The 12,078-nt window shown below is 61.8% G+C and carries 10 protein-coding genes; 8 read left to right on the plus strand and 2 right to left on the minus strand.

The window, feature by feature from the left end; genetic code table 11:
- Positions 1-29: 29 nt before the first annotated feature.
- Positions 30-755 (minus strand): oligogalacturonate-specific porin KdgM family protein, encoded by a 726-nt coding sequence (locus tag HU736_RS02605; protein WP_103437012.1) that lies wholly within the window; start codon positions 753-755, stop codon positions 30-32.
- A 352-nt stretch (positions 756-1,107) separates the two neighbouring features.
- Here HU736_RS02605 and HU736_RS02610 point away from each other — a divergent pair, with 352 nt between their 5' ends.
- From HU736_RS02610 to HU736_RS02645, 8 genes are all read left to right on the plus strand, one after another.
- Positions 1,108-2,262 carry a mandelate racemase family protein gene (locus HU736_RS02610; RefSeq protein ID WP_101318620.1) on the plus strand — a complete coding sequence of 385 codons (1,155 nt, stop codon included), beginning with the start codon at positions 1,108-1,110 and terminating at the stop codon, positions 2,260-2,262.
- 69 nt (positions 2,263-2,331) lie between these two features.
- Positions 2,332-3,942 carry an ABC transporter substrate-binding protein gene (locus HU736_RS02615; protein ID WP_186699836.1) on the plus strand — a complete coding sequence of 537 codons (1,611 nt, stop codon included), beginning with the start codon at positions 2,332-2,334 and terminating at the stop codon, positions 3,940-3,942.
- Positions 3,943-4,007: 65 nt separating this feature from the next.
- On the plus strand, positions 4,008-5,045 hold the full coding sequence (locus tag HU736_RS02620) for an ABC transporter permease (protein ID WP_101318624.1): 1,038 nt from the start codon (positions 4,008-4,010) through the stop codon (positions 5,043-5,045).
- A gap of 45 nt (positions 5,046-5,090) precedes the next feature.
- A complete protein-coding gene (locus HU736_RS02625) occupies positions 5,091-6,701 on the plus strand; it encodes an ABC transporter substrate-binding protein (RefSeq protein ID WP_103437014.1) in 1,611 nt (536 codons plus the stop codon).
- A 61-nt stretch (positions 6,702-6,762) separates the two neighbouring features.
- Positions 6,763-7,680: an ABC transporter permease gene (locus HU736_RS02630; RefSeq protein ID WP_150572994.1), complete on the plus strand. Its 918-nt coding sequence runs from the start codon at positions 6,763-6,765 to the stop codon at positions 7,678-7,680.
- An 11-nt stretch (positions 7,681-7,691) separates the two neighbouring features.
- Positions 7,692-8,531, plus strand: coding sequence for an ABC transporter ATP-binding protein (locus HU736_RS02635; RefSeq protein ID WP_101318628.1), 840 nt, complete (start codon positions 7,692-7,694; stop codon positions 8,529-8,531).
- 11 nt (positions 8,532-8,542) lie between these two features.
- Entirely contained in the window at positions 8,543-9,319 is a 777-nt protein-coding gene (locus tag HU736_RS02640; protein WP_186699838.1) for an ABC transporter ATP-binding protein, read from the plus strand.
- 146 nt (positions 9,320-9,465) lie between these two features.
- Positions 9,466-11,286, plus strand: a complete 1,821-nt coding sequence (locus HU736_RS02645; RefSeq protein ID WP_186699840.1) for a glycosyl hydrolase family 28 protein — start codon at positions 9,466-9,468, stop codon at positions 11,284-11,286.
- A 12-nt stretch (positions 11,287-11,298) separates the two neighbouring features.
- On the opposite strand, the gene HU736_RS02650 is transcribed toward HU736_RS02645, so the two are convergent.
- Positions 11,299-12,042: a FadR/GntR family transcriptional regulator gene (locus HU736_RS02650; RefSeq protein WP_101318634.1), complete on the minus strand. Its 744-nt coding sequence runs from the start codon at positions 12,040-12,042 to the stop codon at positions 11,299-11,301.
- Positions 12,043-12,078: the final 36 nt, after the last annotated feature.

A 12,078-nucleotide genomic window follows, 5' to 3' on the forward strand; every position in this document is an offset into this window, starting at 1 on the left:
AGGCCTTGTGGCCGCCCGCCAGCGAGGCCTTACATGAAGTTGTACTGGATGCCCAGGCGCCAGCGCGCCTGGCGGTCATCGGTGTAGGAATTGACCTTGATGTCGCCGACTTCCATGAATGGCGCCCACTGTTTGTTGAGCTTGTACTTGATGATCAGGTTCTGCTCGTAGTCGCTCTTCTTGTTGTCGTAGCGGATGTAATCAGTACTGAAGTGGATGTACTGATACTCGAACGCCCACGGCCCTTTGGGGGTGTAGCCGAGCCAGCCTTCCAGGCGCGTGGTGTTCTGGTTGTCCTTGGCGCGGTCCTCTTTGCTGTGATCGATCTGATCACGGTCGAGGCTGCGCGCGTCGTGCCGTACGCGGCTGGCGACGTACCAGGTGTCGCTGATCTTGTAGCTGTACTTGAGGCCGAACTTGTAGGTGGTGGCGTCTTTCGAGCTGTCCATCTGGAATGCCGGGGTCAGCGTCGATTTGGCACTGAGCTTGTGGTTGTAGTCGACGGTGAATTCATGGCCGTTGTTGACCATGTTGTCGTAGGCGACGTCTTCGCGGTCGCCGGCAGTCTTGTATTTGATCTCGGCGCCAAAACCCAGGCCACTGTCCATCCGGTAGTTCAGCTTGATCCGGTCGGAGTGAATGCTGTCGTCTTCGGTAAAGCTGTGGCGGTAGTTGATGCTGGCCGAATCTGCGTGGGCGTAGAGCGACAGGCCAAGCGTGCTGACAGCGATAAGCGTGCGGAGTGTGGTGTTCATGCGATCTTCTTTTTTTGTTTTTGTTGAGGTCGTTATGAGGTCGGGCAGTGAGGATGAGTGCGGGGTGGGGGATGCCCTCCGTGGCAAATGTTTCAAATAAGTTATCGTACAACTTTAGGGTTGTCTATTTTTTATTGAGATGTTGTCTGATGACATGGATTAGGCCGTCTAAAACGTGATTTATAAAGGTTTATAGCGAGGTGCTAGGTCGCTCATGGCGTATAGAGAAGGGAGCTTTTGCGCGATTTATAAAGTTTCAAAGGGGTGCTTTTCAATTGTTGTATGATGACGTAGGATCATCCCCAGAGCGTGACCTTTCCGCCACAATTCCAATAAGAAGGCTCAGACGTCCATGATCATCACTGCAGTAAACGTCCAGGTATTTTCCTACCCCACCCGACGCGCCGTAGACAGCGCCGGCCATGCCCATCCGGGCGATGTCACCCAGGCCAAAATGGCCTTGCTGCGGATCAAGACCGAATGCGGCAACGAGGGTTTTGCACTGGGTGCGCCCGAGCTGATTCGCCCGTATGTGCTGGATGGCTTCGTGCGCAAAGTGCTGGTCGGCGCCAACGCCTTCGACCGCGAAAAGATCTGGCACGACCTGGCACACTGGCAGCGCGGCAGTGCCAGCCAGTTGACCGACCGCGCGCTGGCGCTGGTTGAACAGGCGCTGTGGGACTGGGCCGGGCGCAAGCTGAACCTGCCGGTGCACAAGCTGATCGGTGGGTTTCGCGACAAGGTTCCGGCGTACGGTTCAACCATGTGTGGCGATGAGCTCGAAGGTGGGCTGTCGACCCCGGAAGAGTACGGCCGCTTCGCCGAAACCCTGGTCAAACGTGGCTACAAGGCAATCAAGCTGCACACCTGGATGCCGCCGGTGTCGTTCGCGCCGAGCGTGAGCATGGATATCAAGGCCTGCGCCGCGGTGCGTGAGGCGGTTGGCCCGGACATCGCGTTGATGATCGATGGCTACCACTGGTACAGCCGGACCGAAGCACTGACCGTTGGCCGCGCGCTGGAGAAGCTCGACTTCGCCTGGTTCGAAGAGCCAATGATGGAAGACTCGGCCGAGTCCTATGCCTGGCTGGCGGGCCAGCTGGACATCCCTATCCTTGGCCCGGAAAGCCTGGGCGGCAAGCACCTGAGCCGCGCCAGCTGGGTCAAGAACGATGTCTGTGACATTCTGCGCGCCGGGGTTGCCGGTGTCGGCGGGATTGCCCCGTGCCTGAAGGTTGCGCACATGGCCGAAGCGTTTGGCATGGACTGCGAGATCCACGGCAACGGCGCGGCCAACCTGGCGGTGGTCGGTGCCATCAAGAACTGCAGCTGGTACGAGCGCGGCCTGCTGCACCCGTTCCTTGAGTACGACGACGTCCCGGCCTACCTCAAGCGCCTGGTCGACCCTATGGACCAGGACGGCTTCGTGCACTTGTCCGACCTGCCGGGCCTGGGTGAGGAGATCGACTTCGACTACGTCGAGACCAATACGCTGCACAGCTTCTGATTCGTGCATGGCGGCACGCGCCATTGCGTGCCGCCCGAGAGTCCAATAACTATAAAAAGGCTATCTCACATGAACGTACTTCCCACATTCTGGGCAGGGGTGTTTGCCGCGTCGCTGGCACTCACCTCGGTCCCTGCAGCGTTTGCCAAGACCCCGGCCGATCAGTTGATCGTCGGCATGAGCATGATCAACCTGCTCTCGCTCGACCCCGCTGCGGCGACCGGGCTGGATGTCTCCGAGGTCAATGCCAACCTGTACGACATGCTGCTGGTGCAGGATGTCAAACAACCCGACCAGCTGCTGCCGGCCCTGGCCGAAAGCTGGCAGGTCAGCGCTGACCGCAAAATCCTCACCTTCAACCTGCGCAAGGACGTCAAGTTCCAGTCCGGCAACCCGCTCAGTGCCGAAGACGTAGCCTGGTCGCTGCAGCGCGTGCTCAAGCTCAACCTGGCCCTGGCGTCGACCTGGAAGGCCTATGGTTTCAATGCCGGCAACGCCGAGCAGTACCTGCGCGCCAGCGACGAGCATACCTTCGTCCTTGAACTGCCACGCCCGACCGACCCGATGCTGGTGCTCAACACCCTGGCCACTTCGCCCAGCGCCTTCATCCTCGACCGCAAAGTGGTGCAGCAGCACCAGAAAGGCAATGACATGGGCGGCGCCTGGCTGACCACTCATGCGGCCGGCAGCGGTCCATTCATTCTCAATGACTGGCGCGCCAACGATGTGATCCTGATGACCCGCTTTGACGGTTACTGGGGTGGCCCGGCCAAGCTCAAGCGCATCGTCATGCGCAACATGACCGAATCGCAGTCGCTGCGCTTGATGGTCGAGCGCGGTGATCTGGACCTGGCCAAGGGCATGTCGGCACCGGATATCGAAGCACTGGAAAAGTCCGACAAGGTACGCACCCAGACCGTCCAGCGCGGCACCCTTTACTACGTGGCGCTGAGCGTCAAGAACAAACCCTATGACGATGCCCGCGTACGCAAGGCGGTGCGCTCGCTGATCGACTATCAGGGCATCAACCAGACGGTCATGCCGCACTACGGCCAGCTCAACCAGCGCCCGCTGCCGCTCGGCTTGCCGGCGCGGCTGGATGATCCGGGCTACACCTTGAACGTCGCCGAGGCGAAACAGCTGTTGGCTGACGCGGGTTACCCGAACGGCTTCAAGACCACCATTCGCGTCCTCACCGAGCCGCCGTTCATCAATATTGCCTCCAGACTGCAAGCCACCCTGGCCCAGGCCGGCATCCAGGCAACCATCGTCACCGGTACCGGTAACCAGATCTACGGCGCCATGCGTGAGCGCAGCTTCGACATCCTGGTCGGACGTGGCGGCGGCGGGGCCGAGCGCCATCCGCATTCAAGCCTGCGCACCCTGGTGTACAACCCGGATAACCGCGACGAAGCCAAACTGAGCAATTTCCAGGGCTGGCGTACGTCGTTCTACAGCCCTGAGTTGAACAGCTTGATCGAGCAAGCCGAAGTCGAACCCGACAAAGCCCGGCAACAGGCCCAGTACCAGCAGATCCAGGCCACCCTCGACGAGCAGGTGGGGGCGATCCTGCCCGTGTCGCAAATGACCGACACCGTGGTGCTGTACCACGATATCCAGGATTACCACGGCCATACCGCGGCCACCACCCGTTACAAGGACGTCTACAAATCGCGTTGAGTCGAGCCGGGGCGCACTGCCCCAGGCCGGTCGGTGATTGGTAAACGCTTTTTCAGGAGCCTGTTATGTTTGTTTCGACTGCCTCTGTGCTGGGCGCGCGCGCGTCCGGTACTGCCCGCCGGGCGAGTACGGTGCTGGTGACCCTGCTCGGTTTGCTGGCGCTGACCTTCTTCATTGGTCGGGTAATGCCGCTGGACCCGGTGCTGGCCGTGGTCGGTCCAGACGCCGACAGCTCCACCTATGACCAGGTCTATCGGGCGATGGGTCTGGATCAGCCGATCTGGACCCAGTTCGGCATGTACCTCAACGACCTCCTGCACGGTGATTTCGGCAACGCCCTGCTGACCGGTCACCCGGTACTGGAAGACATCAAACGGGTGTTCCCGGCGACCATCGAGCTGGCCACTCTTGCGATCCTGTTCGGTATCCTCATCGGCCTGCCGCTGGGCGTTGTCGCGGCCAGCAATCAGGGGCGTATGGGCGATCACCTGGCGCGGGTAATCACTCTGTTCGGTTACTCCACGCCGATCTTCTGGGTCGGCATGATGGGCCTGCTGGTGTTCTACGCCTGGCTCGGCTGGGCTGGCGGGGCAGGGCGGATCGATCTTGCCTACGACGGCATGGTGCCGGACGTCACCGGCCTGCTGCTGATCGACACTGCCCTGGCCCGCGACTGGGAAGCCTTCACCAGCGCGCTGCGGCATATCGTCCTGCCGGCGCTGATCCTTGGCCTCAACTCGGTGGCCTACATCAGCCGCATGACCCGCAGCTTCATGCTCGAACAGCTGTCTCAGGAGTACATCATCACCGCCCGGGTCAAGGGCCTGTCGCGCCGTCAGGTGGTCTGGGGCCATGCCTTTCGCAACATCCTCGTGCAGTTGCTGACCGTGGTCGCACTGGCCTACGGCTCATTGCTCGAAGGCGCGGTGCTGATCGAGACGGTGTTTGCCTGGCCGGGCTTCGGCCAGTACCTGACCAGCAGCCTGATGCTCGGCGACATGAATGCGGTGATGGGCTGTGTGCTCGTGATCGGCTTGATCTTCGTTGCCCTCAACCTGATCAGCGACGCGCTGTACAAGGTGTTCGATCCAAGGACCCGCTAAGCCTGCGCGGCAAGCGCGAACCCATAACTATAAAAAGGATGCCCCATGAATATTGTATTTCCGACCCTGCGCAACGGCCTGTTCGGCGCGATCCTGGCGCTGAGCCCGATGCTGGCAGCCCAGGCAAAAACCCCTGCCGACCAGTTGATCGTCGGCATGAGCATGGTCAACCTGTTCTCCATCGACCCGGCCAACGCGCCTGGCCTGGACGCTTCCGGGATCAACGCCAACCTCTACGACACCCTGGTCAAGCGCGACAACGGCAACCCCGAGCGGCACGTGCCGCAACTGGCTGAAAGCTGGACGGTGAGTGAAGACGGCAAGCAGATCACCTTCAAGCTGCGCAGCGACGTCAAGTTCCACTCCGGTAACCCGCTGACCGCTGAAGACGTGGCCTGGTCGCTGTATCGGGTGATGAAGCTCAACTTCGGCCTGGCCACCACCTGGAAGGCCTACGGCTACAACCTCGACAACATTCAGGCGTCTATCCGCGCCACCGACGCGCACACGCTGGTGATCGATCTGCCGCAGCCGACCGATCCTTTGCTGGTGATCGACTCGCTGGCGATTTCGCCCAGCGCGGTCGTCGTAGACCGCAAGCAGGCCCTGCAACACGAGAAAAACGGCGACCTCGGTGCTGCCTGGCTGGTCACCAACGAAGCCGGCAGCGGCCCGTTCACATTGAGCAAATGGAGCGCCAATGACAGCCTGGTGATGACCCGCTTCGACGGCTACTGGGCCGGGCCGGCGAAGATGAAGCGCGTACTGGTGCGGCACATGACCGAATCGCAGTCGCTGCGCCTGATGCTCGAGCGCGGCGACCTCGACCTGGCCTACGGCATGGCTGCGCCGGATATCAAGGCAATCGAGCGCTCGGACGCGTTGCAGGTCCAGGCGCTGCAGCGCGGCACCATGTACTACGTGGCGATGAGCATGAAACAGCCCGAGTTCGCCAAGCAGCAAGTACGCGAAGCGGTGCGCAACCTGATCGACTACCAAGGCATCGACCAGCAGGTGATGCCGCACTACGGCACCCTCAACCAGCAACCGATGCAGCTGGGTCTGGCTGCCCGCCTGCCTGATCCTGGCTACACCATGGACGTCGCCAAGGCCAAGGCGCTGCTCGCCGAAGCGGGCTACCCGAACGGCTTCAATACGACCATTCGGACCTTGTCCGAGCCGCCGTTCATCGACATTGCCGCACGTATGCAAGCGACCCTGGCCGAGGGCGGGATCAAGGCCACCATCGTCACCGGCACCGGCAACCAGGTGTACGGCGCCATGCGCGCGCGCAACTTCGAGATGATCGTCGCGCGCGGTGCCGAGCGTTACCCGCACCCGTACTTCAGCCTGCGCACCTTTGTCTACAACCCCGACAACAGTGACGCCGCCGGCCTGCCTAACTTCCAGGGCTGGCGCGCATCGTTCTTCAACCAGCAGCTCAACGAGCTGATCGATCGAGCCGGGGTCGAGCGCGACGCCGACCAGCGTCTCAAGCTCTACCACCAGGCGCAGACCCTGTACGACAAGCAGGTCGGGCCGATCATGATGATCTCGCAGATGACCGACACCGCGGTCAGCGCGGCCGACGTCAAGGGCTTCACCGGCGACGACGCCGAGGCGACCCGTTACCTGGGCGTCTACAAGCAACGCTGAACCCCGCCGGGACGCCTGCGGGCGTCCTGCCGGGCCATGATTGCACCGAGAGAGCATGCCGATGATAGCCAACATCTCTACCACTGAAACCGCTGCCAAACGGCAGGCCGACAACACCCCGGCGTCCAGCCTCGACGCCCTCTACAAAAGCAGCCTGCGCGTGCTGCGCCACCTGCTGCGCAACCCGATGACCCTGGCTGGCCTGATGGTCGCGCTGCTGCTGGTCGTAGTAGCTGCGTTCGCACCGTGGATCGCCACCCACGACCCGGTCGTGCAAAACCTTGCCAATGCCCTGCAGGCACCGGGTGCCGCGCACTGGTTCGGCACTGACGAGTACGGCCGCGACATCTTCAGCCGGCTGGTCTATGGCGCCCGAATCACCCTCTACATCATTGCCCTGGTGACCATCATCGTCGGCCCGATCGGGTTGTTCATCGGCACCGTCTCCGGCTACTTCGGCGGTATCGTCGATACGGTGTTCATGCGTATCACCGACATCTTCATCTCGTTCCCCAGCCTGGTTCTGGCGCTGGCGTTCATTGCGGCCCTTGGCCCTGGCCTGGAGCATGCGGTGGTGGCGATCGCCCTGACGTCGTGGCCGCCAATCGCGCGTTTGGCGCGGGCTGAAACCCTGTCGCTGCGCAAGGCTGACTTTGTTGTTGCCGTCGAGCTGCAGGGCGCGTCATCGACGCGGATCATCCTCCGGCACATCGTGCCGATGTGCATGTCGTCGGTGATCATCCGCCTGACCATGAACATGGCCGGGATCATCCTCACCGCCGCAGCGCTGGGCTTTCTGGGCCTCGGCGCGCAGGCGCCGCTACCGGAGTGGGGCGCGATGATTTCGACCGGGCGCCGCTACATGCTCGAGTGCTGGTGGCTGGTAGCCGTACCGGGCGCCGCGATCATGCTGGTGAGCCTGGCGTTCAACCTGTTGGGCGATGGCCTGCGGGACATTCTCGACCCGCGTAGCGAGTAACTGGAGGCTTTATGTCGACGCTCAAACTCAATGTCGATTCGCTCAATGTGCGCTTCGTCAATGGCAAGAAAGAAATGCACGCGGTGCGCGATGTGTCGTTCACCCTGGGCCGCGAGAAGCTGGCGATTGTTGGTGAGTCCGGCTCGGGCAAGTCCACGGTTGGCCGCAGCCTGCTCAAGCTGCACCCAGGCAGCACCCAGATCACCGCCAAGGCCCTGCAGTTCGGCGATGTCGACCTGCTCAGCGCCAGTGAAAAGGCCATGCAGAAGATCCGTGGTCAGCGCATTTCGATGATCATGCAAGACCCCAAATACTCGCTCAATCCGGTGGTCAAGGTCGGCGAGCAGATCGCCGAAGCCTACCTGGCGCACCACAAGGCCAGCCGCAGCGAGGCCCGTGAGCGGGTCATGCTGATGCTCGAAAAAGTCCATATCCGTGACCCCAAGCGCGTCTACAACCTGTACCCGCACGAAGTCAGCGGCGGCATGGGCCAGCGCATCATGATCGCCATGATGGTGATCACCAACCCGGAAGTGATCATCGCCGACGAGCCGACCTCGGCGCTGGACGTCTCGGTACGCCAGCAGGTGCTCAGCGTGCTTGAAGAGCTGGTGGTCGAGCAACAGATGGGCCTGATTTTCGTCAGTCACGACCTCAACCTGGTGCGCAACTACTGCGATCGGGTGCTGGTGATGTACGCCGGGCGGGTGGTCGAGTCACTTGCCGCGTGTGACCTGCAGTACGCCGAACACCCTTATACCCGTGGCCTGCTGGCAGCCTTGCCGAGCATGGACAACCGTCGCCCACGCTTGCCGGTACTGCAACGCGACCCGCTCTGGCTCACCTGCTGAGGTAACTGCCCATGTCCATGATCCAAGCACACGCATTGAACCTCAGCTTTGGCGTCGGCGCTGCCGTCAACCAGGTGCTGCATGACGTCAACCTGACCGTCGAGGACGGCCAGTCGTTCGGCCTGGTCGGCGAGTCCGGCTCCGGCAAGACCACCGTGCTGCGCTGCCTGGCCGGGCAGTACCGGCACTGGAGCGGGGCGCTGAGCATTGCCGGTGTGCCCTTGCAGCAGAAGATCCCCAAGGAACACTTTCGCAAGGTCCAGATGGTGTTCCAGGACCCGTACGGTTCGCTGCACCCGCGCCACACCATCGATACCGCGCTGCGCGAACCGCTGACCATTCATGGCATCGGCGAGCGTGATGATCGCATCAACGACATCCTGCTCAAGGTCGGCCTCAACGACAGCTTTCGCTATCGCTATCCGCATCAGTTATCGGGTGGCCAGCGGCAGCGCGTGGCGATTGCCCGCGCGCTGATTCTGCAGCCGCGGGTACTGTTGCTGGATGAGCCGACCTCGGCGCTGGACGTCTCGGTGCAGGCCGAGATTCTCAACTTGCTGGCCGACCTGCGCCAGCGCGAGAAACTCACCTACCTGATGGTCACCCACGACCTCGGTGTGGTCAGCCACCTGTGCGACAAGGTCGCGGTGATGCAACAAGGGCGCATCGTCGAGCGCCTCGACAGCCAGGCCCTGAGCCAGGACCTAGCCAACCATGAGTACACCCGCATGCTGGTCCAGGCCAGCCGCGATTTCAGTGCTGAGTCAGCTCGCCCTGCAGTTGCCTGAAATCTTTGGGGCCGCCTTACGGCCCTTTGCGGGTGAACCCGCTCCCACAAGGACTGCGGTGAACCCTGTAGGAGCGGGTTCACCCGCGAAGGGCTGCGAAGCAGCCCGAAAAATCTTGAATACGAAAAAACAAGGAAGATAAAAACATGCCGTATGCAAGCGCCGCTTCTTCAAGAAAATTCTCCATTGCCCAATCGACCCTGGCCGCACTGAGCCTGGGCTGCAGCCTGCCGCTATGGGCACTGGAAGCGCCGAGCAAGGTCCAGGTGCCGACCCTGGCCTACGACGACCAGCAGATCATTCTGGTCTGGGAAAAGCCCGCTGGTCATGCCGACATCAGCGATTACCACGTCTACGCCAATGGTCAGTTGCTCGGCAGCAGCAACGCCAACAACGACCAGGTATCGCCCGCCAAACCCTACATCGACCGCTTCTACCAGCAGGACACGCGCAACTTCCACCACCGCATCGCCATCCACAGCTTCACCGCCAACGGTCTCAAACCCGATACCGAATACCGCTTCAGCGTGCGATCAGTGGGGCGCGACGGCAAGGAGTCAGGCGACAGCCCGGTGGTTGTGCAACGTACCACCGCCGTGCCGGCGTTGTTCGATGTGAAGAAACACGGTGCCAAAGGCGATGGCAGCAGCCTTGATACCGCCGCTATCCAGCGCGCCATCGATGCTTGCACGGTCGGCTGCAAGGTGCTGCTGCCCAAGGGCACCTACAAGAGCGGTGCCCTGTACCTGAAGAGCAACATGACCCTGGAGATCGCCGAAGGCGCGACCTTGCTCGGCTCCGAGCGCGCCGAAGACTACCCGCGTGAGGGTTACATCCAGTACCCGTATTCGACCACGGTGCGCCCGGCCTCGTTGATCAATGCCTTGCCACGTGATCCGCGCCAGCACCAGGCCTTTGAAAACATCCGTATCGTCGGCAAGGGCACCATCGACGGCAACGGCTGGAAGCGCAAGGCCGACGCCATCGATGAGCGCGGCCAGCCGTTACCGGTGTACCTGGCCAGCGACAATACCCGCTACATGCTCGACGGGCTGCTGGCCAAGGCTCAGGTCGAGCGCGCCGTGGCCGAAGGCATGAACGTCAAGGACGCCTACGGCCAGATGCGCTCGTCGCTGATCACCCTGCGTGATGTGAAAAATGTCTTCTATGGCGGCTTCACCGTGCTCAACCCGGCTTACCACGGCATCATGAACCTGGAAACCGAGAACGTGGTGCTGGCCAACACCACGCACAAGACCTACGACGCCAACAACGGCGACGGTATCGAGTTCGCCAACAGCCGTGGGGCGATGGTGTTCAACAACTTCTTCGATACCGGCGATGACTGCGTCAACTTCGCGGCCGGCACGGGTGCCGAAGCAGTCAAGCAGAAGGCCCAGCAGGATGCCTGGATCTTCAACAACTTCTTCCGCCAGGGCCATGGCATGGTCGTCGCCGGCAGTCACACCGGCGCCTGGATCGAGAACATCCTCGCCGAGGACAATGTCTCCGATGGCACCGATGCCGGGCTGCGCATGAAGAGCACCAACTTCATGGGCGGCGGCGCGCGCAATGTCACCTTCCGCGATTCGGCGATACGCAACACGGTCAAGCAGGCGTTCATCTTCACCCTTGATTACCACGACCCAAACGCCAAACTCGACTACCAACGCTCGACCATCGCCGGGCAGTTCCGTGATGTGCGGGTCAGTGATGTCAGTGTCGAAAACGCGCAACTGGCGGCAATCGAGGTCAAGGGCGACAGCCAGCATGGTGCCTATCACCAGGGCTTGAGCTTCGAACGGGTCCGCTTCAGTGGTCCGGCGCTGGCCAGAATCGATGGTTTGAAGGACTCACGTTTTGACGCCATCCGCTTCAGTGAAACCGGCGGCACCAACCCGTGGCAGGTCAAAGACAGCGACGGGTTGGCGTTTCAGGATGTCGAGCCCGCGCCGGCGCAGCCCTGAGCCGATATCTGCTTACTCGCTGTAGAACGCCTGAACCTGCTGCGCCTCGCGCAGGCGCATGCGGCTGTTGCTCAGGTGCAGGAACATCGCTGCGCGCGCGGCATCCACCTGGCGGCTGGCAATCGCGTCGAAGATCTGCTGATGTTCGGCGTTGATCCCGGCCAGATAGGTGCTGCGGTTGCTCTGCCCGGTGTAAGCGGAGTTCATCCGGGTGCGCGGGATCATCTTGGTGCCCAGGTGTTTCATGATGTCGATCAGGTAATGGTTACCTGCTGCCTTGGCGATTTTCAGGTGGAACTGAAAATCGGCATTGGTGGTGCTGCCTGACTTCTCCGGCCCCTGCAGCAACGCCTGCAATGCCTGCTGCAACTCCTCCAGCGCTTGCGCCGAAGCGCGCTCGGCAGCCATGCCGGCGGCTTGCACTTCAAGGCTCAGGCGGAATTCGAGCAGATCGAGCACATCGGTCAACAAGACGATGGTGGCGGGCCCGACGTTGAAACCTTCGGGCGCCGGCATGTCGAGGACAAAAGTGCCGACACCGTGCTGGGTATCGACCAGACCGGCCGCCTGCATCCGCGACAAGGCTTCGCGCACCACCGAACGGCTGACGCCTTCGCTGGCCATGATGGAGGCTTCGGTGGGCAATTTGTCGCCACGTTTGAGGGTGCCGTCGCGCATGCGCTGAGCGAAGCGTTCGACCAGCGACTCGGCTAGGCGGCGTGGCTTTTGCGGGGCGGTTGAAGTTTGATCCGGCATTGTTCTGCTCGCGTGTGAACAATCGCCATTATAAAG

Source organism: Pseudomonas shirazensis (genome assembly GCF_014268785.2).
GTDB classification, from domain to species: domain Bacteria; phylum Pseudomonadota; class Gammaproteobacteria; order Pseudomonadales; family Pseudomonadaceae; genus Aquipseudomonas; species Aquipseudomonas shirazensis.

Excerpts from the sequence above, each read along its gene's own strand:
- HU736_RS02605 (WP_103437012.1), bottom strand. The coding sequence starts at position 755 with ATGAACACCACACTCCGCACGCTTATCGCTGTCAGCACGCTTGGCCTG.
- HU736_RS02615 (WP_186699836.1), top strand. The coding sequence starts at position 2,332 with ATGAACGTACTTCCCACATTCTGGGCAGGGGTGTTTGCCGCGTCGCTG.
- HU736_RS02635 (WP_101318628.1), top strand. The coding sequence starts at position 7,692 with ATGTCGACGCTCAAACTCAATGTCGATTCGCTCAATGTGCGCTTCGTC.
- HU736_RS02645 (WP_186699840.1), top strand. The coding sequence starts at position 9,466 with ATGCCGTATGCAAGCGCCGCTTCTTCAAGAAAATTCTCCATTGCCCAA.
- HU736_RS02640 (WP_186699838.1), top strand. The coding sequence starts at position 8,543 with ATGTCCATGATCCAAGCACACGCATTGAACCTCAGCTTTGGCGTCGGC.
- HU736_RS02625 (WP_103437014.1), top strand. The coding sequence starts at position 5,091 with ATGAATATTGTATTTCCGACCCTGCGCAACGGCCTGTTCGGCGCGATC.
- HU736_RS02630 (WP_150572994.1), top strand. The coding sequence starts at position 6,763 with ATGATAGCCAACATCTCTACCACTGAAACCGCTGCCAAACGGCAGGCC.
- HU736_RS02620 (WP_101318624.1), top strand. The coding sequence starts at position 4,008 with ATGTTTGTTTCGACTGCCTCTGTGCTGGGCGCGCGCGCGTCCGGTACT.
- HU736_RS02610 (WP_101318620.1), top strand. The coding sequence starts at position 1,108 with ATGATCATCACTGCAGTAAACGTCCAGGTATTTTCCTACCCCACCCGA.
- HU736_RS02650 (WP_101318634.1), bottom strand. The coding sequence starts at position 12,042 with ATGCCGGATCAAACTTCAACCGCCCCGCAAAAGCCACGCCGCCTAGCC.